Origin of the sequence: Enterobacter sp. 01-M-03-SI-ECC (genome assembly GCF_047530215.1) — a bacterium.
GTDB classification, from domain to species: domain Bacteria; phylum Pseudomonadota; class Gammaproteobacteria; order Enterobacterales; family Enterobacteriaceae; genus Enterobacter; species Enterobacter chengduensis.
Map to the genome: position 1 here is coordinate 104,084 of NZ_JBLKDA010000012.1, position 26,187 is coordinate 130,270.

26 protein-coding genes are annotated in these 26,187 nt (G+C 57.9%); 14 read left to right on the forward strand and 12 right to left on the reverse strand.

What is annotated here, in order from left to right; all coding sequences use genetic code 11:
- The first annotated feature begins 11 nt into the window (after positions 1–11).
- The 4 genes from ACMWKK_RS13140 to ACMWKK_RS13155 all read left to right on the forward strand — a co-directional run bounded on the left by ACMWKK_RS13140 (position 12) and on the right by ACMWKK_RS13155 (position 4,675).
- Positions 12–1,172 carry an ABC transporter substrate-binding protein gene (locus tag ACMWKK_RS13140; protein ID WP_404851914.1) on the forward strand — a complete coding sequence of 387 codons (1,161 nt, stop codon included), beginning with the start codon at positions 12–14 and terminating at the stop codon, positions 1,170–1,172.
- On the forward strand, positions 1,145–2,674 hold the full coding sequence (locus tag ACMWKK_RS13145) for a thiamine ABC transporter permease (RefSeq protein ID WP_112780754.1): 1,530 nt from the start codon (positions 1,145–1,147) through the stop codon (positions 2,672–2,674). Before ACMWKK_RS13140 ends, ACMWKK_RS13145 begins: the two co-directional genes overlap by 28 nt.
- Positions 2,674–3,294 carry an ATP-binding cassette domain-containing protein gene (locus ACMWKK_RS13150; protein WP_112780755.1) on the forward strand — a complete coding sequence of 207 codons (621 nt, stop codon included), beginning with the start codon at positions 2,674–2,676 and terminating at the stop codon, positions 3,292–3,294. Before ACMWKK_RS13145 ends, ACMWKK_RS13150 begins: the two co-directional genes overlap by 1 nt.
- Positions 3,295–3,367: 73 nt before the next feature.
- A complete protein-coding gene (locus ACMWKK_RS13155) occupies positions 3,368–4,675 on the forward strand; it encodes a sulfurtransferase (protein WP_112780756.1) in 1,308 nt (435 codons plus the stop codon).
- Here the strand turns inward: ACMWKK_RS13155 and ACMWKK_RS13160 are convergent.
- Together ACMWKK_RS13160 and ACMWKK_RS13165 are read right to left on the reverse strand one after the other, a co-directional pair.
- Positions 4,672–5,289, reverse strand: coding sequence for a CDP-alcohol phosphatidyltransferase family protein (locus ACMWKK_RS13160; protein WP_045327028.1), 618 nt, complete (start codon positions 5,287–5,289; stop codon positions 4,672–4,674). The genes ACMWKK_RS13155 and ACMWKK_RS13160 overlap by 4 nt on opposite strands.
- Positions 5,282–5,851 (reverse strand): carboxymuconolactone decarboxylase family protein, encoded by a 570-nt coding sequence (locus ACMWKK_RS13165; RefSeq protein ID WP_112780757.1) that lies wholly within the window; start codon positions 5,849–5,851, stop codon positions 5,282–5,284. Before ACMWKK_RS13165 ends, ACMWKK_RS13160 begins: the two co-directional genes overlap by 8 nt.
- Positions 5,852–5,926: 75 nt before the next feature.
- Between ACMWKK_RS13165 and ACMWKK_RS13170 the strand changes: the two genes are divergently transcribed.
- On the forward strand, positions 5,927–6,343 hold the full coding sequence (locus tag ACMWKK_RS13170) for a pyrimidine (deoxy)nucleoside triphosphate diphosphatase (protein WP_112780758.1): 417 nt from the start codon (positions 5,927–5,929) through the stop codon (positions 6,341–6,343).
- Here ACMWKK_RS13170 and ACMWKK_RS13175 read toward each other — a convergent pair.
- Positions 6,303–6,581, reverse strand: coding sequence for a DUF1496 domain-containing protein (locus ACMWKK_RS13175; protein ID WP_112780759.1), 279 nt, complete (start codon positions 6,579–6,581; stop codon positions 6,303–6,305). The genes ACMWKK_RS13170 and ACMWKK_RS13175 overlap by 41 nt on opposite strands.
- 228 nt (positions 6,582–6,809) lie before the next feature.
- On the opposite strand from ACMWKK_RS13175, the gene gdhA reads away from it, so the two are divergent.
- Positions 6,810–8,153 (forward strand): NADP-specific glutamate dehydrogenase, encoded by a 1,344-nt coding sequence (gene gdhA, locus ACMWKK_RS13180; protein ID WP_112780760.1) that lies wholly within the window; start codon positions 6,810–6,812, stop codon positions 8,151–8,153.
- 167 nt (positions 8,154–8,320) lie between these two features.
- Here the strand turns inward: gdhA and ACMWKK_RS13185 are convergent, their stop codons facing one another.
- The 3 genes from ACMWKK_RS13185 to ACMWKK_RS13195 all read right to left on the reverse strand — a co-directional run bounded on the left by ACMWKK_RS13185 (position 8,321) and on the right by ACMWKK_RS13195 (position 11,944).
- A complete protein-coding gene (locus ACMWKK_RS13185) occupies positions 8,321–10,228 on the reverse strand; it encodes a DNA topoisomerase III (RefSeq protein ID WP_047723679.1) in 1,908 nt (635 codons plus the stop codon).
- A 4-nt stretch (positions 10,229–10,232) separates the two neighbouring features.
- Positions 10,233–11,276, reverse strand: a complete 1,044-nt coding sequence (gene selD, locus ACMWKK_RS13190; protein ID WP_045327022.1) for a selenide, water dikinase SelD — start codon at positions 11,274–11,276, stop codon at positions 10,233–10,235.
- Between the two features lie 116 nt (positions 11,277–11,392).
- Positions 11,393–11,944: an NAD(P)H nitroreductase gene (locus tag ACMWKK_RS13195; protein WP_112780761.1), complete on the reverse strand. Its 552-nt coding sequence runs from the start codon at positions 11,942–11,944 to the stop codon at positions 11,393–11,395.
- A 167-nt stretch (positions 11,945–12,111) separates the two neighbouring features.
- Between ACMWKK_RS13195 and sppA the strand changes: the two genes are divergently transcribed.
- The 4 genes from sppA (at position 12,112) to ACMWKK_RS13215 (ending at position 17,175) form a co-directional block, all read left to right on the forward strand.
- Entirely contained in the window at positions 12,112–13,968 is a 1,857-nt protein-coding gene (sppA, locus tag ACMWKK_RS13200) for a signal peptide peptidase SppA (protein ID WP_045327020.1), read from the forward strand.
- 63 nt (positions 13,969–14,031) lie between these two features.
- Positions 14,032–15,048, forward strand: a complete 1,017-nt coding sequence (gene ansA, locus ACMWKK_RS13205; RefSeq protein WP_008500705.1) for an asparaginase — start codon at positions 14,032–14,034, stop codon at positions 15,046–15,048.
- Positions 15,049–15,057: 9 nt separating this feature from the next.
- Positions 15,058–15,699 carry a bifunctional nicotinamidase/pyrazinamidase gene (pncA, locus tag ACMWKK_RS13210; RefSeq protein WP_112780762.1) on the forward strand — a complete coding sequence of 214 codons (642 nt, stop codon included), beginning with the start codon at positions 15,058–15,060 and terminating at the stop codon, positions 15,697–15,699.
- 222 nt (positions 15,700–15,921) lie between these two features.
- The gene (locus ACMWKK_RS13215; protein WP_112780763.1) at positions 15,922–17,175 is read left to right on the forward strand and encodes a glycoside hydrolase family 18 protein; all 1,254 of its coding nucleotides are present in this window, start codon (positions 15,922–15,924) and stop codon (positions 17,173–17,175) included.
- A 51-nt stretch (positions 17,176–17,226) separates the two neighbouring features.
- On the opposite strand, the gene ACMWKK_RS13220 is transcribed toward ACMWKK_RS13215, so the two are convergent.
- The gene (locus ACMWKK_RS13220) at positions 17,227–17,499 is read right to left on the reverse strand and encodes a YeaC family protein (RefSeq protein ID WP_045327016.1); all 273 of its coding nucleotides are present in this window, start codon (positions 17,497–17,499) and stop codon (positions 17,227–17,229) included.
- Between the two features lie 41 nt (positions 17,500–17,540).
- Positions 17,541–17,954, reverse strand: coding sequence for a peptide-methionine (R)-S-oxide reductase MsrB (msrB, locus tag ACMWKK_RS13225; RefSeq protein ID WP_032639794.1), 414 nt, complete (start codon positions 17,952–17,954; stop codon positions 17,541–17,543).
- A 341-nt stretch (positions 17,955–18,295) separates the two neighbouring features.
- Here msrB and gapA point away from each other — a divergent pair, with 341 nt between their 5' ends.
- Both gapA and ACMWKK_RS13235 read left to right on the forward strand, forming a co-directional pair.
- Positions 18,296–19,291: a glyceraldehyde-3-phosphate dehydrogenase gene (gene gapA / locus ACMWKK_RS13230; RefSeq protein WP_014831506.1), complete on the forward strand. Its 996-nt coding sequence runs from the start codon at positions 18,296–18,298 to the stop codon at positions 19,289–19,291.
- A gap of 75 nt (positions 19,292–19,366) precedes the next feature.
- Positions 19,367–20,251 (forward strand): D-hexose-6-phosphate mutarotase, encoded by an 885-nt coding sequence (locus ACMWKK_RS13235; RefSeq protein WP_045327015.1) that lies wholly within the window; start codon positions 19,367–19,369, stop codon positions 20,249–20,251.
- A gap of 78 nt (positions 20,252–20,329) precedes the next feature.
- Here ACMWKK_RS13235 and ACMWKK_RS13240 read toward each other — a convergent pair whose 3' ends face one another.
- Entirely contained in the window at positions 20,330–21,076 is a 747-nt protein-coding gene (locus ACMWKK_RS13240; protein ID WP_112780764.1) for a MipA/OmpV family protein, read from the reverse strand.
- Positions 21,077–21,507: 431 nt separating this feature from the next.
- Between ACMWKK_RS13240 and yeaG the strand changes: the two genes are divergently transcribed.
- Positions 21,508–23,442, forward strand: coding sequence for a protein kinase YeaG (yeaG, locus tag ACMWKK_RS13245; protein ID WP_008500713.1), 1,935 nt, complete (start codon positions 21,508–21,510; stop codon positions 23,440–23,442).
- A gap of 112 nt (positions 23,443–23,554) precedes the next feature.
- On the forward strand, positions 23,555–24,838 hold the full coding sequence (locus ACMWKK_RS13250; protein ID WP_406542809.1) for a YeaH/YhbH family protein: 1,284 nt from the start codon (positions 23,555–23,557) through the stop codon (positions 24,836–24,838).
- Between the two features lie 126 nt (positions 24,839–24,964).
- On the opposite strand, the gene ACMWKK_RS13255 is transcribed toward ACMWKK_RS13250, so the two are convergent.
- The 3 genes from ACMWKK_RS13255 to ACMWKK_RS13265 all read right to left on the reverse strand — a co-directional run.
- A complete protein-coding gene (locus ACMWKK_RS13255; protein WP_248047128.1) occupies positions 24,965–25,285 on the reverse strand; it encodes a hypothetical protein in 321 nt (106 codons plus the stop codon).
- Positions 25,285–25,524, reverse strand: coding sequence for a hypothetical protein (locus ACMWKK_RS13260; RefSeq protein ID WP_406542810.1), 240 nt, complete (start codon positions 25,522–25,524; stop codon positions 25,285–25,287). The genes ACMWKK_RS13255 and ACMWKK_RS13260 overlap by 1 nt, the downstream gene beginning before the upstream one ends.
- Before the next feature lie 234 nt (positions 25,525–25,758).
- Positions 25,759–26,187, reverse strand: a 429-nt coding sequence (locus tag ACMWKK_RS13265) for a tail fiber assembly protein (protein WP_406542811.1), incomplete at its 5' end; no start/stop codon positions are given.

A 26,187-nucleotide genomic window follows, 5' to 3' on the forward strand; every position in this document is an offset into this window, starting at 1 on the left:
TTATGCGCCGTGTGCGTTTCTGCGCGTTTCTGACCGGGCTGCTGCTGGCCGCCCCTCTGTATGCCGCCGACGGCTGGCAGGCCATTCAGCAACAGGCCAAAGGCCAGACCGTCTGGTTTAATGCCTGGGGCGGCGATCCGGCGGTCAACCGCTACCTGGCGTGGGTCAGCGGCGAGATGCAAACGCACTACGCCATTACGCTTAAAATCGTCCCGCTGGCGGACGCTGCCGATGCGGTAAAACGTATTCAGGCCGAAGCCGCCGCGGGGCGTAAGACCAACGGCTCGGTTGACCTGCTGTGGGTCAACGGCGAAAATTTCCGCACGCTGAAAGAGGCGAACCTTCTGCAAACCGGATGGGCGCAGACGTTGCCAAACTGGCGCTATGTCGATACCCGCAAACCCGTCACGGAGGATTTTGCGCTTCCCACAGACGGCGCGGAATCGCCGTGGGGCGGCGCGCAGCTGACCTTTATCGCCCGCAAAGCCAGCATGCCGACGCCGCCGGAAGATCCTCAGGCGCTGCTGGCTTACGCGCAGCAGCACCCGGGCAAGGTGAGCTACCCACGCCCGCCCGATTTTACCGGTACCGCGTTTCTGGAACAGCTGCTGATGACGCTCACCGCGCAGCCGCAGGCGCTGGAAAAAGCACCCGATGACACCTTTGCCGAGGTGACCGCGCCGCTCTGGGCCTACCTTGATAAGCTGCACCCGCTGCTGTGGCGTGAAGGAAAAGATTTCCCGCCTTCCCCTGCGCGCATGGACACCCTGCTTGCCAGCGGCAGCCTGAACCTGTCGCTGACCTTTAACCCGGCGCACGCCCTACAGAAGGTGGCGAGCGGCGAACTGCCCGCCGACAGCTACAGCTTTGGTTTCCAGAACGGAACGATCGGCAACGTCCATTTTGTGGCGATCCCGGCCAATGCCAGCGCGAGCGCGGGGGCAAAGGTGGTTGCCAATTTCCTGCTGTCGCCGCAGGCGCAGATCCGCAAGGCCGACCCGGCCATCTGGGGCGATCCGAGCGTGCTGGATGCCAGAACGCTGCCCGAAGATGAAGCGAAACGGCTGCTGGCCCACACGCCTCAGGGGCTGCCGGAGGTGCTTGCCGAGCCGCAGTCCGCCTGGGTGAACGCGCTGGAGCAGGAATGGCTGCGTCGCTACGGCACCCGCTAAGCTGGCTCGTCTGGCTGGCGATGGCGGTCATTTATCTGCCGCTCCTGCCCGCCAGCGCCATGCTGCTTGCCCCGGCGTTTTCGCTGACAAACTGGCAGCGGCTGCTAAACGACCCGCAGCTGCCCCAGGCGACCATTGCCACGCTGGTCTCAACGCTCGTCGCCACGCTGGGGGCGTTGCTGATCGCCCTTCTTCTCGTCAGCCTTCTGTGGCCTGGGCAACGCTGGCGACGTCTCACCACCCGCCTGCCGTGGCTGCTGGCGATCCCCCACGTGGCGTTCGCCACCGCCGCGCTGCTGCTGTTTGCCGAAGGCGGCCTGTTTTATCAGATCTGCACCGTCTGCTCGCCTCCGTTTGACCGCTATGGCGTCGGGCTGGGCTTGACGCTCGCGGTCAAAGAGAGCGCGTTTGTCCTGTGGGCCATTTACGCCGTGCTGCCGGAAAAGCGGCTCGCGCAGCAGAAGATCGTTCTGCAAACCTTCGGCTACGGGCGTTTTCAGGCGCTTAACTGGCTCCTCCTTCCGGCTATCGCGCCGGTTCTCGGCGCGGTGATGCTGGCGGTGCTGGCCTGGTCACTGTCGGTCGTGGACGTGGCGCTCGTTCTCGGTCCCGGCAACCCGCCGACCCTGGCCGTTCTGGCCTGGCAGTGGCTGAGCCAGGGCGACGCGCAGCAGCAGGCAAAAGGGACGCTGCTGTGCCTGCTTCTCCTTCTGCTGCTGGCCGCGCTTGCCGCAGCAGGCTATGGCCTGTGGAAGGGATGGCGTCGCACGTTTCTGGACCTTAGCGGAACGCGTCCCCGGACTCATCTCGTGCTGCCAGAGCGGGCACTGGGCGGGTTTCTGCCCGCGTGCGGCATCCTGTGCGCCGCGGTGCTGCTGATGCTGGCGCAGCGGGATGACGTTGGCCCGGTGGGGACCAGCCTTTCCTTCGGCCTGTTTTCAGGCCTGATTGCCCTGGCCGTCGGCTTACTCTGGCTGGAATGGGGCCCGCAGCGCGGCGCGCTCTGGGTGTGGGCACCGCTCGCCCTTCCGGCGCTGCCGCTCGTCACCGGCCAGTATGCCATTGCGCTGCGCGTGGGCTTCGACGGATACTATGTCGCCGTGCTCTGGAGCCACCTGCTGTGGGTATTCCCGTGGACGCTTCTGGTGCTGCGGCCCGCCTGGCAAAGGATCGATCCCCGGCTGATCCTTACCGCCAGAACGCTCGGCTGGCGACGGGCAAAAATATTCTTACTGCTGAAATGCCCCCTGCTGGCGCGTCCTGCGCTGCTGGCCTTTGCCGCCGGCTTTTCCGTCAGCATGGCGCAATACATGCCGACGCTGTGGCTTGGCGCGGGGCGTTTCGCCACGCTGACCACCGAAACCGTCGCGCTCAGCAGCGGGGGCAGTATCCCCATTCTCGCTAACCGGGCGCTGGGATTACTGCTGGTCACGGGCACGGTGTTTGGTGTTGCCGCCCTGCTATCCCGGCTCGTAGGCCGCTACCGACAAGGGTTACGTTAATGCTGAAGGTAAAAAATCTCACCATCGAACCGCTTTTCCGCGAGGTCAGTTTTTGCGTGCCCCGGGGGGAGATCGTCACTCTGATGGGGCCGTCCGGCAGCGGCAAATCGACACTTTTTGCCTGGATGGTCGGCGCCCTGTCGGACGATTTTCAGGCGCGCGGTGAACTGTGGCTCGACGCGCGCCGCTGCGACGGTCTCCCCGTGGAGTCCCGAGGGCTGGGCATTCTCTTTCAGGACGCGCTGCTGTTTGACGCTTTCAGCGTCGGGCAGAATTTGCTGCTGGCCTTGCCCGGGCACATCGCCGGACGCGCGCGGCGCGAAGCGGTCGAGCAGGCGCTGGATTCCGCCGGGCTGAGCGGTCACTTCGCCAGCGATCCGGCCACCCTTTCCGGCGGAGAGCGCGCCCGGGTCAGCCTGCTGCGCGCCCTGCTCGCCGAGCCGCAGGCGCTGCTGCTGGATGAACCGTTCAGCCGCCTCGATAAAGCGTTGCGCACGACGTTTCGGGCATGGGTATTTGACACCCTCCGCGCGCGCAATATCCCGGTGGTGCTGGTCACGCACGATGAGGACGATATTCCGCCCGGCGGCGAGCTGATTGAGATTTCTCGCTGGCAATAATGTGCTAACGCAATGTTTTCCGTTTCGGGAGAGACGACAATGCCCTCCTCTTTTACTGACGTCAGGTTATTCGATGAAACGTGTTTCTCAACTGACCGCGCTGGCCCTGCTCTGCGGCCTCGCCTCTTTTTCTTCTCTGGCGGCTGATATGCCCAACGCGATGACGCTGTCCCAGCTTCAGGCGCAGCACGGCACGCCCGTCGACACCCGCGCCAGCGCCTTCTATAACGGCTGGCCGCAGACGTTCAGCGGCCCCTCCGGGCATGAACCCGCCGCCCTTAACCTTGCGGCCAGCTGGCTTAGCGCAATGAGCGACGAACAGATTGCGCGCTGGGCAAAACAGCATCAGCTGACGCCTGCAGCGGCCATCGCGCTCTACGGCGACGAGACCGATAACCGGGCGGTGAAAGCCCGTCTGGAGAAAGTCGGTTTCAGCCACGTTTCGCTGCTCAGCGACGCTCTGCAGTCGCCCGACCGCCTTCAGCGCCTGCCCCATTTTGAACAGCTGGTTTACCCGCAGTGGATCCACCGCCTCCAGCAGGGTAAACCCGTGACCGCCGCGCCTGCGGGTGACTGGAAAGTGATTGAAGCCGCCTGGGGCGCACCGAAGCTTTACCTCCTGAGCCACATTCCCGGCGCGGGCTATATCGACACCAACGAGGTGGAAAGCGAGCCGCTGTGGAATAAAGTCTCCGACGACAGGCTGAAAGCGATGCTGGCTAAGCACGGGATACGCCACGACACCACCGTCATCTTGTATGGCCGCGACGTCTACGCCGCCGCGCGCGTGGCGCAGATTATGCTCTATGCGGGCGTAAAGGACGTGCGTATTCTCGACGGCGGCTGGAAGGCGTGGTCAGATGCCGGTCTGCCGGTTGAGCGCGGTACGCCTGCGAAAGTAACGCCAGCCCCCGATTTCGGCGCGCCGATCCCCGGCCAGCCGCAGCTGATGGTCGATATGGACCAGGCGCGCGGCATGCTGCACCGTCAGGACGCCTCCCTGGTCAGCATTCGTTCGTGGCCGGAGTTCATCGGCGAAACCAGCGGCTACAGCTACATCAAGCCAAAAGGTGAGATTGCCGGTGCCCGCTGGGGTCACGCGGGCAGCGATGCCACCCACATGGAGGATTTCCATAACCCGGACGGCACCATGCGCAGCGCTGACGACATCGCCGCCATGTGGAAAACGTGGCATATCCTGCCGGAACAGCAGGTCGCGTTTTACTGCGGCACCGGCTGGCGGGCGTCCGAAACCTTTATGTACGCCCGGGCGATGGGCTGGAAAAACGTCGCCGTCTATGACGGCGGCTGGTACGAATGGAGCAGTCACCCGCAAAACCCGGTGACCACCGGTGAACGCGGGCCAGAAAGCGCGCTCTAAGAATTGAGTGACCTCAGCGTCACGTAGCCGCTCCAGACGCGCGTTGTGGTGGTCAGCCAGCACAGCGCGCCGAATACCCACGCGAACAGCGTAAAATGCGCCGGAAACAGGCAGCACAGCACGAACAGCGCGATAGTCTCCGTTCCCTCCGTTAACCCGCCGATATAGTAAAACGACTTGTGCGCATAGCCGGGGTTGTCGATGTCGTGCTTCGCCGCCAGCGCCGCAAAGGCCAGAAAGCTGCTGCCAGTCCCGATAAACGCAAACAGCAGCCAGGCGGCCGCCAGCGCGTTCTCTGCGGGCGCGGCGAGCGCAAAGCCAAACGGCACCAGAGCGTAGAACAGAAAATCGAGCGCAATATCGAGAAACCCTCCCGCATCGGTCAGCCCTCTGCGGCGCGCCAGCGCCCCGTCCAGACCGTCCAGCAGGCGGTTCAGAACGATGGCGACCAGCGCCGCCGGATACCAGCCGAGGGCCAGAAACGGCAGCGCCAGCACGCCAACGGCAAACCCGGTCAGGGTTAAGCCGTCGGGGGTGATGCCCGGCTTATCCAGCACGGAAACCAGACGATGCAGAACGGGCTTAACCCGCGGGTGGAGGTGACGGTCAAGCATCAGGCTTCCCTTTAAGCGTGGCGCACAGCCCCTGCGCCGGAATATCCAGCGCGGCGTTAAAGCGGGCGGAGAGATTCTGAAACGCAATGAGCGCCGTCATTTCGGCGATGGCGTCATCCGTAAAGTGGCGCTTCAGCGCCGTTCTGATGGCCTCATCCGTCCGGGGCGGCGTGGCGGTGACCGCCTCGGCGTAGGCCAGCGCCGCGCGCTCCTGATCCGTAAACAAGGCGGAATTTCGCCAGTCGGCCACGGCCTGCACCTTATCCAGCGCGCCGCAGCGCTCGGCCAGCCGCAGGCTGTTGGCATCAATACAGAACGCGCAGTGGCAGAGCTGGGACACCCGCGTCATAAGCAGCGAACGAAGCGCGGGCGCCAGGCGCGCGCGACGACGCTCCAGAAAGCCGACAAACAGCGCCACCAGCCAGAACAGACACGGCATGCGCCCCCACCAGCGGGTGGGATTTAGCACCGCGCCAAAATGCTTTTTCTGCATGGCGGCAATCGGCTTAAGGCTGGCGGGAAGGGATTCGAGGGGGGCAACCCAGGCGTTCGTCTCTTTCACCTGATTCTCCTGATAGCTGGACTCTGAGAAAGGGCACGATAATATGTCTTTTTTTGCCATCAATTATTGACGACCATGCTGAAAACACTCGATGTCGTTGCCGCCATCATCGAAAAAGACGACAACATTTTACTGGCGCAGCGCCCTGCCCACGCCGACCAGCCCGGAATGTGGGAATTTGCCGGCGGCAAAGTCGAGGCGGGTGAAACCCAGCCCGAGGCGCTTGTCCGCGAGCTGCGTGAAGAGCTGGGCATTGACGCCCTGCCGGGACAATACGTGGCAAGCCACCAGCGGGAAGTCTCGCAGCGCTTAATCAACCTGCACGCCTGGCACGTCCCTGCTTTTCGCGGCGAGCTCACGGCGCACTACCACAGCGCGCTGGTGTGGTGTTCGCCGGAAGAGGCGTTTGGCTACCCCTTAGCCCCCGCGGATATTCCGCTGCTGGAAGCGTTTATTGCTTTACGCGACGCCAGACGAGAGGGTTCGTGCTGATAGCGCGCTCGTCGCGCTGGCACTGCAGCAGAATGCCGTCCGCTTTCACAACGGCCCCTTCCGAGTAGTTCTGATTCTGATAGATACAGCACTGATTGCAGGGCTGCACCGTTTGATTCTGGCCGCTGGAGCTAAACACTTCCGGCGGCACATTCACTTCCACGTCCGGGCGAAGGCGGTCAGCCTGCGCGCTTGCGGTCAGCATTAAGGCTAACGCGGTGATTACGTAACGGTTCATAAACTTACCTTCTTGTTATGTCCTGATAATGACTATAACGGTAAACCCGAGCGGAACCTTTAATTTATCTCGCCATCGCTTTTGGTTATGACCCGACTCGGGTCATAAATTTCCCTTTCGTTTTAAATTTATGCTTGCCTCACAAAGCAGTACGGGTGGTATAGTCAAAAAAACAACACAAATCGCATAAGTCATAAGCAAACATTATTATAAGAGGTTCTTATATCTATGGATCAGACACGCTCTCTGGAAAGTTTCCTTGCCCACGTTCAGCAGCGCGACCCGCACCAAAGCGAGTTCGCGCAGGCCGTGCGTGAAGTGATGACCACCCTGTGGCCCTTCCTTGAACAAAACCCGCGTTATCGCCAGATGTCGCTGCTTGAACGCCTCGTCGAGCCCGAGCGCGTGATCCAGTTCCGCGTGACGTGGGTGGACGATCGCAACCAGGTGCAGGTTAACCGCGCGTGGCGCGTGCAGTTTAACTCCGCCATCGGCCCGTTTAAGGGCGGCATGCGTTTTCATCCCTCCGTGAACCTGTCCATTCTGAAATTCCTCGGCTTCGAGCAGACGTTCAAAAACGCCCTCACCACGCTGCCCATGGGCGGCGGGAAAGGCGGGAGCGATTTCGACCCGAAGGGCAAAAGCGAAGGCGAAGTGATGCGTTTCTGCCAGGCGCTGATGACCGAACTCTGGCGTCACCTGGGCCCGGATACCGACGTGCCTGCCGGTGATATCGGCGTGGGCGGACGTGAAGTGGGCTTTATGGCCGGGATGATGAAAAAGCTCTCCAACAACAGCGCCTGCGTGTTTACCGGCAAGGGGCTGTCGTTTGGCGGGAGCCTGATCCGCCCGGAAGCCACGGGCTATGGGCTGGTCTACTTCACCGAGGCCATGCTCAAGCGTCACGGTTTAGGCTTTGAAGGGATGCGCGTCGCGGTCTCCGGCTCCGGTAACGTGGCGCAGTACGCGATTGAGAAAGCGATGCAGTTTGGCGCTCGCGTGGTGACCGCCTCTGACTCCAGCGGCACGGTGGTGGATGAAGCGGGCTTCACGGCGGAAAAACTGGCGCGCCTGTGTGACATCAAAGCCAGCCGCGACGGTCGCGTGGCGGATTATGCCCGCGAGTTTGGCCTGACCTATCTGGAAGGGAAGCAGCCGTGGGGCGTACCGGTGGATATCGCCCTGCCTTGCGCCACGCAAAACGAGCTGGACGTGGAGGCCGCGCGCACGTTGATTGGCAATGGCGTAAAAGCGGTGGCCGAAGGGGCGAATATGCCGACCACCATCGACGCGACGGATCTGTTCCTGGAAGCGGGCGTGCTGTTTGCCCCGGGCAAGGCCGCTAACGCAGGCGGCGTGGCGACCTCCGGCCTCGAGATGGCGCAAAACGCCGCGCGTCTCGGCTGGAAGGCGGAAAAGGTGGATGCGCGTCTGCACCACATCATGCTGGATATTCACCACGCCTGCGTGGAGTACGGCGGGGAAGCGTCGCAAACCAACTACGTGCGCGGGGCGAATATTGCCGGGTTCGTGAAGGTGGCGGACGCGATGATTGGTCAGGGCGTGGTGTAAGGCCGCAGAGCCGCTTTTCGCCGGGTGGCGGCTGCGCCTTACCCGGCCTACGGAAATTATGCCGCGCTCTTTTTTCTTTTTGGATGATTGGACAGGTCCAGACGTTGTAGGCCCGGTAAGGCGTAGCCGCCACCGGGCTTTTTCAGGCCGCAGTGCGGCTTACGAAATTATGCCGCGCTCTTTTTCTTTTTAAACGGTTTCTTCGCGCCGCCACCGGGTGCAACCATTCCTCTGAACGTTTTTACCGGCGTGCTGCGCGCCTGATCGATCAGCTGATACAGCGTCCCGACCAGCGGCTGCATAAAGTCCTGATAGCGGCACTGCTTCTCGCTGATCTGCGTCAGCACCGATTCCCAGTGCGCCGTCATGTCCGGCCTTGCGGCCAGCTCCGGCAGCGAGTGAATCAGCGCGCGGCCCGGCTCTGTCGAATGGATATAGCGCCCTTTCTTTTCGAGAAAACCGCGCTTAAAGAGCAGCTCGATGATCCCCGCGCGGGTTGCCTCCGTCCCCAGACCGTCGGTGGCGCGCAGGATCTTCTTCAGATCTTTATCCTGAACAAAGCGGGCGATCCCGGTCATCGCCGACAGCAGCGTTGCATCGGTGAAATGGCGCGGCGGCTGGGTCTGACGTTCCACCACTTCGCCCTTCTCGCACAGCAGCTCGTCATCTTTGGCGACCACCGGCAGCGGCGTGCCGTCGTTCTCCTCGTCACGCTCTTTGTTCCCCAGCAGCGTGCGCCAGCCGGCTTCCGCGAGGAAGCGCGCTTTGGCAATGAACTTGCCTTTGGCAATCTCCAGCTCAATCACGCACTTGCGGAATACGGCATCCGGGCAGAACTGCATCAGGTACTGTCGGGCGATCAGGTTATAGACCTTCGCTTCGTTATCGGTCAGGTTAACGCCGCTGGCGCGCGCCGTCGGGATAATCGCGTGGTGGGCGTCCACCTTTTTATCGTCCCAGCAGCGGTTATGGGTGTCCGGGTTTACCGCCGGCTGCGGGAGCAGATCCGGCGCGTGCACGCTAATGGCGTTCATCACCGAATGGCGACCGGCAAAATGCTCTTCCGGTAGATAGCGGCTGTCGGAACGCGGATAGGTGATCAGCTTGTGGGTTTCGTAGAGCTTCTGGCAGATATCCAGCACGTTCTGCGCGCTAAGGCCAAAGCGCTTTGCGGCCTCAATCTGCAGGGCCGACAGCGAAAACGGCAGCGGCGCGGGTTCTGATTCCCGTTTATCGTTATAGCTGGTGACGATAGCGGGCTGACCGGTGATGCGGTTAACCACATGCTCCGCCAGCGGACGATGCAGCAACCGCCCTTCTTCATCCTGGTAAGATTCGCAGGCGTCGCTCGGCTGCCAGACGGCGGTAAAGCGCTCGTCTTTCGGGGTGACGATATGCGCTTTTACTTCAAAGAAATCTTTGGCGACGAAATTCTCGATCTCTTCGTCGCGACGCACGACCAGCCCCAGTACCGGCGTTTGCACGCGGCCCACGGAGAGTACGCCCTGATAGCCTGCGTTACGCCCAAGAATGGTGTACGCTCGGGTCATGTTGATGCCATACAGCCAGTCGGCGCGGGCGCGGGCTAAAGCCGAGACGCACAGCGGGATAAACTCGCTGTTGGCGCGCAGGCGCGAAATGGCTCGCTCCACCGCCTGCGGGTTGAGGTCGTTAATCAGGCAGCGCTGAACCTGCTGGCGCTTTTCCGGCGCCAGCTCCAGGTAGTCCAGCACCTCATCCACCAGCAGCTGCCCCTCCCTGTCCGGGTCACCCGCGTGCACGATTTCATCGGCTTCATGCAGAAAGCGCTTGATCACGTTGAGCTGTTTGGTCACCGACGGCCGGGGCTGCAGACGCCATTTTTCAGGCACGATGGGCAGATCGTTCAAATTCCAGCGGGCGTAGCGGCTGTCGTAGACGTCCGGCTGCGCCTGCTCAAGCAGGTGACCAATACACCAGGTGACCACCTGTCCGTTACCGCATTCGATAAAGCCGTCGCCTTTGCGGTGCGGCTTAGGCAGCACGTCGGCGATAGCGCGCGCCAGGCTCGGCTTTTCGGCAATAAACAACCGCATCGAATTAACGGATCTCAATCATCGGTCGGCCACCGCGCGCGGTCACCAGCTCGCCGATCGCCGTCAGGGTGATGCCGAACTCGGCAGCGGTCGCCTGAACCTCGGCTTCGGATTCCGGCGTGACCGCCAGCAGCAGGCCGCCGGAGGTTTGCGGATCGCACAGCAGGTTGCGCCATTCTTCAGGCATTTCGCCCATCAGATGACCGTAGCTGGCGAAGTTGCGTTGAGTACCGCCCGGAACGGCGCCCTGAGCAATGTACGCTTCCACGCCCGGCAGTTTCGGCACGTCCTGATACCAGACCTGCGCCTGCACGCCCGCGCCCTGACACACTTCCGAGAGGTGCCCCAGCAGCCCAAAACCGGTCACGTCGGTCATCGCCTTCACGCCGTCGATATTGGCAAACGCCGCGCCCGCAAGGTTCATCTGGCACATCACTTCCGTTGCCAGACCTTTGTGCTCCGGCTTCAGCAGGGATTTTTTCTCGGCGGTGGTCAGCACGCCAATGCCCAGCGGCTTGGTAAGGAACAGCTTGCAGCCCGCCTGCGCGGTGCTGTTGCGCTTCACGCGCTCGGTCGGCACCACCCCGGTGACGGCCAGGCCGAAGATAGGTTCTGGAGCATCAATCGAGTGACCGCCGGCCAGCGCAATTCCCGCCTGCTGGCAGGCGAAACGACCGCCATCAATCACCTCGCGGGCGACTTCCGGCGGGATGGTGTTGATCGGCCAGCCCAGAATGGCAATCGCCATGATCGGCTTACCGCCCATCGCGAAGATATCGCTGATGGCGTTGGTGGCCGCAATGCGCCCGAAGTCGAACGGGTTATCGACAATCGGCATAAAGAAGTCGGTGGTGCTGATAATGCTGGTGCCGTTACCTAAGTCATAAACTGCAGCATCGTCACGCGTTTCATTGCCGACAAGCAGGTTCGGGTCGACAAACTTCGCCTGTTCACTGTGCAGGATGGTCTCCAGCACTTTCGGGGAAATTTTACAACCGCAACCGGCTCCGTGGCTGTACTGCGTTAAACGAATAGTTTGCTCGCTCATGGACGTCTCCTGTCATCTCAATCGCGCTATGGTAGCGCTCATTCCATAAAGAGGTAAGTATGACTGTCTGAATTCTGCGGCGGATGCTCAGAATCCAGACAGTTTAGCGCGGGTTATCAGAAGCGGCTGACGAAAGGCGTGGTATCCGGCACGCTGATGGTGCTGGAGGCTTTAAGCTGCGGGGTACCGAGGTAGAGGAAACCGACAATTTTGTCGTGCTCGCCACAGCCAAAACCGTCGCGTACTGCCGGGCTCTCGGTCAGCGCACCGGTGCGCCAGATGCCGTTAAACCCTTGCGCGACGGCGGCCATCTGCATTGCCATTATCGCACAGCCTGCGGACATTTCCTGCTCCCAGACCGGCACCTTATGGTCCGCACGGCATTTCGCCACGACGGCGATAATCATCGGCGCGCGGAACGGGGCATTGCGCGCCTTGTCGATGCCTTTCTCATCCTGCCCGGCGGCAATCGCGCCCTGCTCCAGCAGCTGGCTGAAACGATCGCGGCCTTCGCCTTCAATCACAAAGAAGTGCCACGGCTGCAGCGTGCCGTGATCGGGGGCACGCATGCCGGCACGCAGAATGTTCTCCAGCTGCTCGCCTGCCGGGGCAGGTTCAGCCAGACGGGAAGCGCTACGGCGGTTAACAAGCAGTTCGAGTGCGTCCATTGGTTAACTCCTTTCTTGAAATTTACTCACAAAATTAACACGACGGCAGATTTTGTTACAGCCTGGCAGGCGATTCCTGCTGACAAGTGGCGGTTGGGTCATTACGATAACCCAACATTACCGTCCAGTGGCGACGGAAACAGTCATTTTCTGGTTAGGGAGAATACATGCGAACCCTTTGGCGAATTATTGCCGGTTTCTTTAAATGGACGTGGCGACTGCTCAACTTCGTCCGCAACCTGGTGATGAACATCTTCTTCATCCTGCTGGTTCTGGTGTGTGCGGGCATCTGGATGCACATCAGCAACGCGAATCAGGCGCAGCACTCCACTCGCGGGGCGCTGTTACTGGATATCACCGGCGTAATCGTTGATAAACCGTCAGCCAGCAACCGGCTGGGCGTCATCAGCCGTCAGCTGTTTGGCGCCACGTCCGACCGCCTGCAGGAAAACTCCCTGTTCGATATCGTCGATACCATCCGTCAGGCCAAAGACGACCGCAACATCACCGGCATCGTGCTGGATTTGAAAGATTTTGCCGGCGGCGATCAGCCTTCTATGCAGTACATCGGTAAAGCGCTGCGCGAATTCCGCGACAGCGGCAAGCCGGTGATTGCCGTGGGCGACAGCTACAGCCAGGGGCAATATTATCTGGCGAGCTTCGCCAATAAAATCTGGCTCTCTCCGCAGGGTACGGTCGATCTGCACGGCTTTGCCACCAACGGCCTGTACTACAAATCGCTCCTCGACAAGCTGAAGGTCACCACCCACGTCTTCCGCGTCGGCACCTATAAGTCTGCCGTCGAGCCGTTTATCCGCGACGACATGTCCCCTGCCGCCCGCGAAGCGGACAGCCGCTGGATTGGCGAGCTGTGGCAGAACTATCTCGGCACCGTTGCCGCGAACCGCCAGATGACGCCCGAGCAGGTGTTCCCGGGCGCGCAGGGCGTGCTGGAAGGTCTGCGTAAGGTTGACGGCGACACCGCGAAATATGCCCTCGATAACAAACTGGTTGATGCCCTGGGCACCAGCGCCGAGATTGAAAAATCCCTGAGCAAACAGTTTGGCTGGAGCAAAGAGGACAAAAATTACAGCGCCATCAGCATGTATGATTACTCGACGAAAAAACCGGACGATCGCGGTGACAGCGTCGCGGTGGTCTTTGCCAACGGCGCCATCATGGACGGTCAGGAGACCCCGGGGAACGTGGGCGGCGATACGACCGCGTCACAAATCCGCGATGCGCGTCTGGATCCGAAAGTGAAGGCGATTGTCCTGCGGGTCAACAGCCCTGGCGGCAGCGTCAGCGCCTCCGAGGTGATCCGTGCTGAGCTGGCCGCAGCGCGCGCCGCCGGCAAGCCGGTAGTGGTGTCGATGGGCGGAATGGCCGCATCCGGAGGTTACTGGATCTCCACGCCAGCCAACTACATCGTGGCTAACCCAAGCACGCTGACCGGCTCGATTGGCATCTTCGGGGTGATCAACACCGTAGAGAACAGCCTGGATTATCTGGGCGTGCATACCGATGGCGTAGCGACCTCCCCGCTGGCGGATGTCTCGGTGACCAAATCCCTGCCGCCGGAAGTCTCAGAGATGATGCAGCTCAGCATTGAGAACGGCTATAAACGCTTTATCACCCTGGTCGCCGACTCGCGTAAAAAGACGCCTGAGCAGATTGACCAGATCGCGCAGGGCCACGTCTGGACCGGTCAGGATGCGAAGAGCAACGGTCTGGTAGACAGCCTGGGCGACTTCGATGACGCGGTGAAGAAAGCCGCCGAACTGGCGAAGCTGAAGCAGTGGCATATCGAGTATTACCAGGACGAACCGTCGTTCTTCGATATGGTCATGGACAGCATGTCCGGCTCGGTACGCGCGATGCTGCCGGAGGCGCTGCAGGCTTACCTGCCTGCGCCGGTCGCCACGGCGGCAAAAGCGATGAAGGCGGAGAGCGACAAGCTGGCGGCCTTCAACGATCCACAGAGTCGTTACGCGTTTTGCCTGACCTGCGCGAACGTCCGTTAAAAACCGTCCCCTCTTCCCGCGAAGAGGGGATTTTTTTCTTTTGAAGAACAAGAACTCACTACCATGCAGAAGAAATCGATTTATGTAGCCTACACTGGCGGTACCATCGGTATGCAGCGCTCTGAAAACGGCTATATCCCCGTCTCCGGCCACCTTCAGCGTCAGCTTGCGCTGATGCCTGAATTCCACCGTCCGGAAATGCCTGACTTTACTATCCACGAATACGAGCCGCTGATGGACTCCTCCGACATGACGCCGGAGGACTGGCAGCATATCGCGGATGATATTAAAGCCCATTACGACCAGTACGACGGCTTCGTGATCCTGCACGGTACCGACACCATGGCGTTTACCGCCTCGGCGCTCTCCTTCATGCTGGAGAACCTGAGCAAGCCGGTTATCGTCACCGGGTCGCAAATCCCGCTGGCGGAGCTGCGCTCGGACGGGCAGATCAACCTCCTCAACTCTCTGTACGTGGCGGCGAATTACCCGATTAACGAAGTGTCGCTGTTCTTTAACAACCGTCTGTATCGCGGTAACCGCACCACTAAAGCCCACGCCGACGGTTTTGACGCCTTCGCCTCCCCTAACCTGCAGCCGCTGCTGGAAGCCGGGATCCATATCCGTCGTCTGGGGACGCCTCCGGCACCGAATACCGCGGGTGAGCTGATTGTGCACCCGATTACCCCGCAGCCGATTGGCGTGGTCACCATCTACCCGGGTATCTCTGCCGACGTGGTGCGCAACTTCCTGCGCCAGCCGGTGAAGGCGCTGATCCTGCGCTCCTACGGCGTGGGCAATGCGCCGCAGAACGGCGAATTCCTGAAGGAGCTTCAGGAGGCCAGCGAGCGCGGGATTGTGGTGGTGAACCTGACCCAGTGTATGTCCGGAAAGGTCAATATGGGCGGCTATGCCACCGGTAACGCGCTGGCGCATGCGGGGGTAATCAGCGGTTTCGATATGACCGTTGAGGCAACGCTGACTAAACTTCACTATTTACTGAGTCAGGATCTGGACATTCAGTCCATTCGCAGCGCGATGATGCAAAATCTGCGCGGCGAGCTGACCCCGGACGAATAAGGAGTGCTCATGAAGCAACGCGCCCTGCTCCTGGTCGATTTGCAAAATGATTTCTGCGCGGGCGGTGCGCTGGCCGTCGCCGAGGGTGACAGCACCGTTGACGTGGCCAACACGCTGATCGACTGGTGCAAAGCCCGCGGTGAAGCGGTTGTCGCAAGCCAGGACTGGCACCCGGCAAACCACGGCAGCTTTGCCAGCCAGCACAGCGTCGAGCCTTTCACCCAGGGTGAACTCGACGGGCTGGCGCAAACCTTCTGGCCGGATCACTGCGTACAGCAGACGGAAGGCGCGGCGCTGCATCCGCTCCTGAATCAGAAGGCCATCGACGCGGTGTTCCATAAAGGCGAAAACCCGGCTATCGACAGCTATAGCGCGTTTTTTGATAACGGGCATCGTCAGAAAACGGCCCTGGACGCGTGGTTACGTCACCACGAAATCACGGAGCTGATCGTGCTGGGCCTGGCAACGGACTACTGCGTGAAGTTCACCGTGCTGGATGCGATCCAGTTGGGTTATACCGTCAGCGTCATCACCGACGGCTGCCGCGGAGTGAACATTGCCCCGCAGGACAGCGCTCAGGCGTTTATGGATATGGCCGCGGAAGGCGCCACGCTGTATACGCTCGAAGACTGGCTGGAAACGCAGGCTTAGGCCTTTTAAGCCGGGTGGCGGCTGCGCCTTACCCGGCCTACATCTTTGGTTTTGTAGGCCGGGTAAGCGTTAGCGCCACCCGGCAAAACTCCCCCTCCGATCCCCATAAAGTGAACTCCCTCGCATCCTCAGCGAAGCGGCAATGCTATTCTCGTCAGGCTGTTTTTTCGCCACGCCTTTTCCGTGGCGTGGTTATTTCTATTTAGTCAAAGAGGAACTTGTATGAAACGTTTGCCCTTGCTGGCAGCATTACCCCTGCTTTGCACGTCACTTGCTTTCGCTGCGCCCCTGATGTCGGTGGGCTATTTCAATGGGGGTGGCGACGTCACCGCCGGACCGGGCGGCGATATCAACAAACTGGACGTTCGCCAGATTACTCATCTGAACTACTCGTTTGGTCTGGTCTATAACGACGAAAAAGACGAAACCAACGCCGCGCTGAAAGATCCGGCGAAGCTGCATCAGATCTGGCTATCGCCAAAAGTGGCGTCCGATCTCGCGTTAATCCCAACCCTGCGCAAGCAAAACCCAAACCTTAAGGTGCTGCTCTCCGTTGGCGGCTGGGGCGCTCGCGGCTTCTCGGGTGCGGCGGCGACTAAGGAGACGCGCGCGGTGTTCATCCGCTCCGCGCAGGAGATTGTCGACAAATACGGTCTGGACGGGATCGACCTCGACTGGGAGTATCCGGTCAACGGCGCCTGGGGCCTGGTGGCAAGCCAGCCCGCCGACCGGGATAACTTTACCGCCCTGCTGAAAGAGATGCGCAACGCGTTCGGGCACAAAAAGCTGGTCACCATTGCGGTAGGCGCGAATGCGGAAAGCCCGAAAAGCTGGGTGGATGTGAAAGCCATTGCGCCCCTGCTCGACTATATCAACCTGATGACCTACGACATGGCGTACGGCACGCAGTACTTTAACGCCAACCTGTATGACTCCAGCGCCTGGCCGACGGTGGCTGCCGCTGACAAATACAGCGTCGATTTTGTGGTCAACAACTATCTGGCCGCCGGGCTGAAGCCGCAGCAGATGAACCTGGGGATAGGTTTCTATGGCCGCGTACCGAAACGTGCCGTAGAGCCGGGGATCGACTGGACGAAACCGGATGCGCAAAAAAATCCGGTGACCCAGCCGTACTTTGGCCCTCAGGAGATCGGGCTGTTCAAGTCTCTTGGCTATGACCTGACCAAGGATACCTACGTGAAGTACAACGATATCGTCAAAAAGCTGCTGAACGATCCGCAGAAACGCTTTACCGAGCACTGGGACGACCAGGCGAAAGTGCCGTGGCTCTCGGTGAAGGGTGCTGATGGCAGCGCGCTGTTTGCGATTTCGTATGAGAACCCGCGTTCTGTGGCGATCAAAGCGGGCTACATCAAGGAGAAAGGTCTCGCCGGAGCAATGTTCTGGGAGTACGGCGCGGACGACGAAAACCAGTTAGCGAAGCAGCTGGCGGCGTCGCTCGGGATCCCACACTAAGGTGAAGCGTGCCGGGTGGCGCTAACGCTTACCCGGCCTACAGGGAGAGCCTTATTTGAAAGTCGCAATCGGCTTCGGCGTGATGCCGAAGTCCTCTTTCAGCTCGCGCTTGCTTTTCATCACCATCTGGCCTTGGGTGTCGATCGTCATGTGCTGCGCGTCGGTGTTATTGCGCGCCTGCCACAGCATCACCAGCTGAAGGCTGTTCTCTTTTTGCTCCGGCGTCAGCGCGACGCCATCGGGCCATTTTCCCAGCTCTACGGCGGTGACCAGACGCTGATAAATCTCCGGCGTCATACCGCTAATCATGTCATCAATATTCACAATCGCACCCTTTTAAAGGAATAATTTGCTGAATCGTTTTTTCAACCCTTCACCTGGTCGCCGTTTTCATCGTCAGTGAAGCTCATTGAGGCAGAGTTGACGCAGTAACGCTCGCCCGTAGGCTGAGGGCCATCCGGGAAGACGTGGCCAAGGTGCGCATCGCAGTTGCCGCAGCGAATTTCCGTACGCACCATGCCGTGCGACGAGTCGGTCAGGTAGCGGATGGCCTCATCGCTCACCGGCTCGTAAAAGCTCGGCCAGCCGCAGCCGGAATCAAATTTCGTTTGTGAATTGAACAGCGGGGCATCACAGACCAGACAGTGGTAGACGCCGTCTCGCTTGTTGTGCAGTAAACGCCCGGTGAACGGCGGCTCCGTGCCGTGGTTCTGCGTCACGTAAAACTGCATTTCTGTGAGGTTTTTTTTCAAATCATCAGGGTTACGTTGGTTCGACATATGCTTACATCTCGCTGTAGAAACAGACACCTTTTAACCCGGATTCTAACAAAACATTAACACCCTTGCGTGCACTTTTGTTCTAAACTTATGTGTCGCGAAAAGGCAGTCAGGCAATTGTGACCATGCTCACATTTTTATCCTGCGAGGACTTTAAAATCCCGGGCGCAGCCCCCATGTGGTTGCAAGCTCAAAGGGAAAGTGAGGCGAGTCAGTCGCACAAACGTTAGTCACAGGATTGATTTGTCGCAATGATTGACACGATTCCGCTTGACGCTGCGTAAGGTTTTTGTAATTTTACAGGCAACCTTTTATTCACTAACAAATAGCTGGTGGAATATATGACTATCAAAGTAGGTATCAACGGTTTTGGCCGTATCGGCCGTATTGTTTTCCGTGCTGCTCAGAAACGTTCTGACATCGAAATCGTTGGTATCAACGATCTCCTGGACGCTGAATACATGGCGTACATGCTGAAGTACGACTCAACTCACGGTCGTTTCGACGGCACCGTTGAAGTGAAAGACGGCCACCTGGTTGTTAATGGCAAAACCATCCGCGTTACTGCTGAAAAAGACCCAGCTAACCTGAAATGGAACGAAATCGGTGTTGACGTTGTTGCTGAAGCAACCGGTATCTTCCTGACCGACGAAACTGCACGTAAACACATCACTGCAGGCGCGAAGAAAGTTGTTCTGACTGGTCCTTCCAAAGACAACACCCCAATGTTCGTTCGTGGTGCAAACTTCGAAACTTACGCTGGCCAGGATATCGTGTCTAACGCATCCTGCACCACCAACTGCCTGGCACCGCTGGCTAAAGTTATCAACGACAACTTCGGCATCATCGAAGGTCTGATGACTACCGTTCACGCGACCACCGCGACTCAGAAAACCGTTGATGGCCCGTCTCACAAAGACTGGCGCGGCGGCCGTGGCGCAGCGCAGAACATCATCCCATCTTCTACCGGTGCTGCTAAAGCAGTAGGTAAAGTACTGCCAGAACTGAATGGCAAACTGACCGGTATGGCGTTCCGCGTTCCAACGCCTAACGTATCCGTTGTTGACCTGACCGTTCGTCTGGAAAAAGCTGCTTCTTATGAAGAAATTAAGAAAGCAATCAAAGCTGCTTCCGAAGGCGCAATGAAAGGCGTTCTGGGTTACACCGAAGACGACGTTGTTTCTACCGATTTCAACGGCGAAGTGTGCACTTCCGTGTTCGATGCTAAAGCAGGTATCGCACTGAACGACAACTTCGTTAAGCTGGTATCCTGGTACGACAACGAAACCGGCTACTCTAACAAAGTACTGGACCTGATCGCTCACATCTCCAAATAAGTTGAGATGAGTGTTTGATCCAAAAAGGCGACTTCGGTCGCCTTTTTTATTGTTTTTTAGACAGAGGATTGCTTAATGATTAATAAAATTTTTGCACTTCCGGTAGTCGAACAACTTACCCCTGTGCTCTCCCGCCGTCAGATTGACGGTGCCGACGTGATCGTCGTTGACCACCCTCGAGTCAAAGCCTCCGTAGCGCTGAACGGCGCTCACCTGCTCTCCTGGAAACCAGAAGGCGAAGTGGAAGGCCTGTGGCTGAGCGATGCCACCTCCTTCAAAAAAGGGGCCGCCATTCGCGGTGGCGTACCGATCTGCTGGCCGTGGTTCGGTCCGTCTGCGCAGCCGGGTTTGCCTTCTCACGGTTTTGCCCGTAACCAGCAGTGGACGCTGAAGGCGCACAACGAAGACGACAACGGCGCCGTGCTGACCTTTGAGCTGCAGGCTAACGATGAAACCCGCGCGCTGTGGCCGCATGATTTCACGCTGTACGCCCGCTTCAAGCTGGGTAAAACCTGCGAAATTGAGCTGGAAGCCCACGGTGAGTTCGAAACCACCTCTGCCCTGCACACCTACTTCAACGTGGGTGACATCGGCGCCGTGAAGGTGAGCGGCCTCGGTGATACGTTCATCGACAAAGTTGATAACGCGAAGGAAGGCAAGCTGAGCGATGGCGTTCAGGCGTTCCCTGACCGTACCGACCGCGTCTATCTGCACCCGGAAGCATGCAGCGTGATCCACGACGGTGCCCTGAACCGCGGCATTGAGGTGGTTCATCATCACCACAGCAACGTGGTGGGCTGGAACCCGGGTCCGGCGTTGTCTGTGAGCATGGCCGACGTTCCTGATGACGGATACAAAACCTTCGTCTGCGTGGAAACAGCCTGCGTGACCGCCCCTCAAAAAGCGAGCGAAGAAAAACCGTCTCGTTTAGGGCAGACAATACGCATTGTGAAGCGTTAAGCACCCTGCACCGCGATAAAGCAAACGGGGCGCAAGCGCCCCGTTTTGATGCAATGATTGCACTCAATTAATGCACAATCAGAACTTGTAGCTCACGCCAACAGAGAAAATACCTGCCCAGGACTTATCGACCATCGGGCTATCCTTCACTTCGTCGCTCAGGCGCTCATAACGGCCGGTGCCGTACACGCTCCAGTCGCCGAGGAAGTTATAGCTTGCGGTCAGCTCCAGGTATGGATCCCAGCCGTCGTCTGCGCTGTAGCTCTTCAGACCGCTGCGACGGGACTCATTTTTAGAGACGCCATAGTAGTAATCGTTGTAGTTCTCGCTGCTGTACAGCACACCGATACCCGGCGTCAGGGTAAACCCGCCGTTGGTGTAGCGGTACAGCCACGCCAGGTCCCAGATAAAGCCGTTGCTGTTATCCAGCGTATCACCCGCCAGGGCCGTACGCAGGAAGCCATACTCGGTGTTGTGGACATACGAGAGCCCGGCCATCATCGAGCTTTTACGCTTGTCGAGTCGGCGAAGCGCGTTGCTGTCGCTGTCACCCGGCTTGAAGTGAGTCGGATCGTAGTAGGCCATAATGGAGAGCTTATCGGCCGTATCGTTCCAGAGATAGTAGCCGCCGCCCAGCCCGCGGAACCAGAAGTTATCCCCTTCATAGGTGATAACGGGAACAGGGTAAACATCACGGTCATACTGTTTGTACGGGCTGTTAATGACGCCAACACCCGCGCCAACCGTCCACTGACTTTCCGCCTGCGCGGTGCTTACTGCGGTCGCGGCAAGGATGCCCAATGCCAGAAGTTTGAGTTTGGTCACAATCCATTCTTTCCTGTAGTCAAATAATCAGCGTGTGAAGTGTAACCGCCAATCCCGTACATCCCAAAATTTTTTGCCTGCTAATCAGTCTGATTAACCCGTTATTTTTAACTTTACAGATGACAGCGTGCTTTCATTTATATGACCGCTGAATGAAAAACGTGCTTTTGCCTTATAACGACAGTGGAAATTTTTGGATGAGTTATTGATATGTCATTGAAAGTAGATTTTATGGGCATGCAAGTTTTGCAAATGCCATCTACGCTTTAATTTAAGAAGAGTTTTCCTGAACACCCTGCGGTTCTTAGCGTCCGACCTGGCACACAGGTTGCTGCTCTGGCAGTGAGGTGCGAGAGATTCTCTTCCGGGAGCCTCCACTACTCATACGAACGGCTCTTATCCTGTGCTAAAAAACGAAAGGACGGCATGCCATGAATATATTCGATCACTATCGCCAGCGCTATGAAGCTGCCAAGGACGAAGAGTTCACACTGCAGGAGTTTCTTACCATCTGTCGGCAAGATCGCAGTGCCTATGCCAATGCGGCAGAACGGCTATTGATGGCTATTGGTGAGCCAAACATGGTTGACACTGCCCTGGAGCCACGGCTTTCCCGTCTCTTTTCGAATCGGGTGGTCGCCCGATATCCGGCGTTCGAAGAATTCTATGGAATGGAAGACGCTATCGAACAGATTGTCTCCTATCTGAAGCATGCCGCTCAGGGTCTGGAAGAGAAGAAACAGATCCTCTATTTACTCGGCCCCGTGGGTGGCGGTAAATCCTCGCTGGCGGAACGCCTGAAGTCGCTGATGCAGCGCGTGCCTATCTACGTGCTCAGCGCCAACGGCGAACGCAGCCCGGTCAACGATCATCCGCTGTGCCTGTTTAACCCGCAGGAAGATGCACAAATTCTGGATAAAGAGTACGGCATCCCGCGTCGCTACCTCGGCACCATCATGTCGCCGTGGGCGGCAAAACGCCTGCACGAGTTTGGTGGCGACATTACCAAATTCCGCGTGGTGAAAGTCTGGCCGTCCATCCTCGAACAGATCGCCATCGCCAAAACGGAACCCGGTGACGAGAACAACCAGGACATCTCGGCGCTGGTGGGTAAAGTCGACATTCGTAAGCTGGAAAACTTCGCCCAAAACGATCCGGATGCCTACGGTTACTCGGGCGCGCTGTGCCGCGCTAACCAGGGGATTATGGAATTCGTCGAGATGTTTAAAGCGCCTATCAAGGTGCTGCACCCGCTGCTGACGGCGACGCAGGAAGGAAACTACAACGGTACGGAAGGCATTTCCGCCCTGCCGTTTAACGGGATTATTCTCGCCCACTCCAACGAATCTGAATGGGTGACCTTCCGTAATAACAAAAACAATGAGGCCTTCCTTGACCGCGTGTACATCGTCAAGGTGCCTTATTGCCTGCGGATCTCCGAAGAGATCAAAATTTACGAGAAACTGCTTAACCACAGCGAGCTGGTGCACGCGCCCTGCGCGCCGGGCACGCTGGAAACGCTGTCACGCTTCTCTATCCTTTCGCGTCTGAAAGAGCCGGAAAACTCCAGCATCTATTCAAAAATGCGCGTCTATGATGGTGAAAGCCTGAAAGATACCGACCCGAAAGCGAAGTCGTATCAGGAGTACCGCGACTATGCAGGGGTTGATGAGGGGATGAACGGTCTGTCCACGCGTTTTGCGTTTAAGATCCTCTCCCGCGTCTTTAACTTCGACCATGCGGAAGTGGCGGCCAACCCGGTGCATCTGTTCTACGTGCTGGAGCAGCAAATCGAGCGCGAGCAGTTCCCGCAGGAGCAGGCTGAGCGCTATCTTGAGTTCCTGAAAGGTTACCTGATTCCGAAATACGCCGAGTTCATTGGCAAAGAGATCCAGACGGCCTACCTGGAATCCTATTCAGAATACGGGCAGAACATTTTCGACCGTTATGTCACCTACGCTGACTTCTGGATCCAGGATCAGGAGTATCGTGACCCGGATACCGGCCAGCTGTTTGACCGTGAATCCCTGAACGCGGAGCTGGAAAAAATCGAGAAGCCCGCCGGGATCAGTAACCCGAAAGACTTCCGTAACGAGATTGTGAACTTCGTCCTGCGCGCCAGAGCGCATAACAACGGGCGCAATCCGAACTGGACCAGCTACGAGAAGCTGCGCACGGTCATTGAGAAGAAAATGTTCTCCAATACCGAAGAGCTGCTGCCGGTGATCTCGTTTAATGCCAAAACCTCAACCGATGAGCAGAAAAAGCACGACGATTTTGTCGATCGTATGATGGAAAAAGGCTACACCCGCAAGCAGGTCCGCCTGCTGTGCGAATGGTACCTGCGCGTGCGTAAATCGTCTTAAAACAAAAGGCTCCACGCCGGGGCCTGCAATAACGAACCGTAGGCCGGATAAGCGCAGCGCATCCGGCACTACACGCACAGCATAGAGTTGGCAAATGCAGTACGGGGGGCATATGACCTGGTTTATTGACCGGCGTCTTAACGGCAAAAACAAGAGCACGGTAAACCGCCAGCGCTTCTTGCGCCGTTATAAAGCGCAAATTAAACAGTCTATCTCCGAGGCCATCAACAAACGCTCGGTGACCGACGTCGACAGCGGCGAGTCTGTCTCCATCCCCACCGATGACATCAGCGAACCGATGTTTCATCAGGGTCGAGGCGGCCTGCGCCATCGCGTACACCCAGGTAACGACCATTTCGTTCAGAACGACAGAATTGAGCGCCCTCAGGGCGGCGGCGGTGGTTCAGGAAGCGGTCAGGGACAGGCCAGCCAGGACGGTGAAGGTCAGGACGAATTTGTCTTCCAGATTTCGAAAGATGAATATCTCGACCTGCTGTTCGAAGACCTGGCGCTGCCGAATCTGAAAAAGAATCAGCATCGTCAGCTTAATGAGTATAAAACCCATCGCGCGGGCTATACCGCCAACGGCGTGCCCGCCAACATCAGCGTCGTGCGTTCGTTGCAGAATTCGCTGGCGCGACGAACGGCCATGACGGCAGGCAAACGTCGCGAACTGCGCGAGCTGGAGAGCAGCCTGAAGGTGGTTGAAAACACGGAACCGGCGCAACTGCTGGAAGAGGAGCGCCTGCGTAAAGAAATTGCCGAGCTGAGGGCGAAGATCGAACGGGTACCGTTTATCGACACCTTCGACCTGCGCTACAAGAACTACGAAAAACGCCCCGAGCCCTCCAGCCAGGCGGTGATGTTCTGTCTGATGGACGTCTCCGGCTCGATGGACCAGGCCACCAAAGATATGGCGAAGCGTTTTTATATTCTGCTCTATCTGTTCCTGAGCAGAACCTATAAGAACGTGGAGGTGGTTTATATCCGCCACCACACCCAGGCGAAGGAGGTGGATGAACATGAGTTCTTCTACTCGCAGGAGACCGGGGGCACCATCGTCTCGAGCGCGCTGAAGCTGATGGATGAGGTGGTGAAAGAGCGTTACGACCCCTCCCAGTGGAATATTTATGCCGCGCAGGCGTCGGACGGCGATAACTGGGCCGACGACTCTCCGCTGTGCCACGAGATTCTGGCGAAGAAAATTCTGCCAGTGGTGCGTTACTACAGCTATATCGAAATCACCCGTCGCGCGCATCAAACCCTGTGGCGGGAGTATGAACATCTGCAGTCAATGTTTGACAATTTTGCCATGCAGCACATCCGTGACCAGGATGACATTTATCCGGTGTTTCGGGAGCTGTTCCACAAGCAAAGCACATCAACCACAAATTAAATATTAAAAATCAGCCAGTTACATGCATTTTACTGGCTGATTTATTTGCGCTTTTATGCTTAATTTTCACCATATTTTTCATCCACTTAGTTTTTATTTTGGGGAATGCTATTTTGTGAGAAATGGCTATACCACCGCGCAATCATCATCTTCTGCTCGGTTGATAAAGAACGTTACTCTACCCAGAACTTCCACTTCTTCGAGAGCATTACCTTCTATCGCCTCGCCATCATCTGTAATGAGTGAAATTCCCATCAACTTGGCAAACTGCGTGCGCCCGTCGCAAAGGATAAGCAATACATCACCTTGTGTTTTTTTCGTGGCAGGTTCAATGACCGCGAACCCAACATCAGTTTCAAGTACCCGGCTATCTACAGAAATATTGCAAAGAACGGCTGGAGAAAGCTGGCGCTCAACGTAATCCATTGCCGGTGAAGGAAAGCCCATTAGAATACCCTCCCCATGTTACGCAGGATCCAGTAACGGTTGTCGCTGCCGTCGGTGGTCTTATCTACAAATCCAGTCTGGTTACGCTCTATCCATGAGTTTGCATCCTCATAGCTGAAATGCCAGTTCCTCTCCCTCAGTTCAGCGATGAATTTGTCTGTATGCAGACAAAGATAGCCCTTCGGGTTTTGTTGTATGGCCGCTATAAAAGCAGCACGTACATCCGGTAAACGAGGCATGAACGCACCCTCCACTCCAAACTTACTGTATGCATATACAGTAGTATTTTTGCTTTCATAGATCAAGTTCGCAAGGAGGTATAGTGATGTTAGTTGAACTGGTTTATGACAAGCGCAATGTTCAGGGGGTTCAGGGGCCAGACAGATCATCCTGGCTGAGATGACGAAGCGGGTGCACCAGGTTGGTTTGTGTGTGCATAAGGCTGCCGGAATATTCCCGACAGCCTTTTTGGCTTATGCGTCACCTGCAGGTGGTATCGGCCAGGTGATATCCGGCGCTTTCGGCGTGTCTATAGCTTGAACTGCTTTTATGTAGTTCATCCAGGCGATCAGGCTCGCTTTATCTTCATCACTGATGATGCCTAACTGTAACTCCGTCTGCCAGAGACTGATCGTTGCTTTCGCCTCAAGAAGCAGCGCAGCTTTCTGTTGCTCCGCCGATTCAACATCAGCAGCGTGCTGAGCTGCAGTATCCGTTACCCATTTTTTACCATTCCATTTCTGATAAGGTCCGGAAGGTGAAATGCCGGTAAAACCTGCAGGGATAGGGCCGATGTAATCGACAGTAGAAGATTTGGCGTCAGTGATTGAATAAACAGTCTCACCCCGATGATCTTCCTCCTGAGTCCACTCTCCATCTGTAAATACAGCAACCCTGCCGCT

What these genes read in the sequence shown, in the direction of transcription:
- ACMWKK_RS13145 (WP_112780754.1), top strand. Translation starts at nt 1,145, where the DNA reads ATGGCTGCGTCGCTACGGCACCCGCTAAGCTGGCTCGTCTGGCTGGCG.
- ACMWKK_RS13150 (WP_112780755.1), top strand. Translation starts at nt 2,674, where the DNA reads ATGCTGAAGGTAAAAAATCTCACCATCGAACCGCTTTTCCGCGAGGTC.
- ACMWKK_RS13155 (WP_112780756.1), top strand. Translation starts at nt 3,368, where the DNA reads ATGAAACGTGTTTCTCAACTGACCGCGCTGGCCCTGCTCTGCGGCCTC.
- ACMWKK_RS13160 (WP_045327028.1), bottom strand. Translation starts at nt 5,289, where the DNA reads ATGCTTGACCGTCACCTCCACCCGCGGGTTAAGCCCGTTCTGCATCGT.
- ACMWKK_RS13170 (WP_112780758.1), top strand. Translation starts at nt 5,927, where the DNA reads ATGCTGAAAACACTCGATGTCGTTGCCGCCATCATCGAAAAAGACGAC.
- ACMWKK_RS13175 (WP_112780759.1), bottom strand. Translation starts at nt 6,581, where the DNA reads ATGAACCGTTACGTAATCACCGCGTTAGCCTTAATGCTGACCGCAAGC.
- gdhA (WP_112780760.1), top strand. Translation starts at nt 6,810, where the DNA reads ATGGATCAGACACGCTCTCTGGAAAGTTTCCTTGCCCACGTTCAGCAG.
- ACMWKK_RS13185 (WP_047723679.1), bottom strand. Translation starts at nt 10,228, where the DNA reads ATGCGGTTGTTTATTGCCGAAAAGCCGAGCCTGGCGCGCGCTATCGCC.
- selD (WP_045327022.1), bottom strand. Translation starts at nt 11,276, where the DNA reads ATGAGCGAGCAAACTATTCGTTTAACGCAGTACAGCCACGGAGCCGGT.
- ACMWKK_RS13195 (WP_112780761.1), bottom strand. Translation starts at nt 11,944, where the DNA reads ATGGACGCACTCGAACTGCTTGTTAACCGCCGTAGCGCTTCCCGTCTG.
- sppA (WP_045327020.1), top strand. Translation starts at nt 12,112, where the DNA reads ATGCGAACCCTTTGGCGAATTATTGCCGGTTTCTTTAAATGGACGTGG.
- ansA (WP_008500705.1), top strand. Translation starts at nt 14,032, where the DNA reads ATGCAGAAGAAATCGATTTATGTAGCCTACACTGGCGGTACCATCGGT.
- pncA (WP_112780762.1), top strand. Translation starts at nt 15,058, where the DNA reads ATGAAGCAACGCGCCCTGCTCCTGGTCGATTTGCAAAATGATTTCTGC.
- ACMWKK_RS13215 (WP_112780763.1), top strand. Translation starts at nt 15,922, where the DNA reads ATGAAACGTTTGCCCTTGCTGGCAGCATTACCCCTGCTTTGCACGTCA.
- msrB (WP_032639794.1), bottom strand. Translation starts at nt 17,954, where the DNA reads ATGTCGAACCAACGTAACCCTGATGATTTGAAAAAAAACCTCACAGAA.
- gapA (WP_014831506.1), top strand. Translation starts at nt 18,296, where the DNA reads ATGACTATCAAAGTAGGTATCAACGGTTTTGGCCGTATCGGCCGTATT.
- ACMWKK_RS13235 (WP_045327015.1), top strand. Translation starts at nt 19,367, where the DNA reads ATGATTAATAAAATTTTTGCACTTCCGGTAGTCGAACAACTTACCCCT.
- yeaG (WP_008500713.1), top strand. Translation starts at nt 21,508, where the DNA reads ATGAATATATTCGATCACTATCGCCAGCGCTATGAAGCTGCCAAGGAC.
- ACMWKK_RS13250 (WP_406542809.1), top strand. Translation starts at nt 23,555, where the DNA reads ATGACCTGGTTTATTGACCGGCGTCTTAACGGCAAAAACAAGAGCACG.
- ACMWKK_RS13255 (WP_248047128.1), bottom strand. Translation starts at nt 25,285, where the DNA reads ATGGGCTTTCCTTCACCGGCAATGGATTACGTTGAGCGCCAGCTTTCT.
- ACMWKK_RS13260 (WP_406542810.1), bottom strand. Translation starts at nt 25,524, where the DNA reads ATGCCTCGTTTACCGGATGTACGTGCTGCTTTTATAGCGGCCATACAA.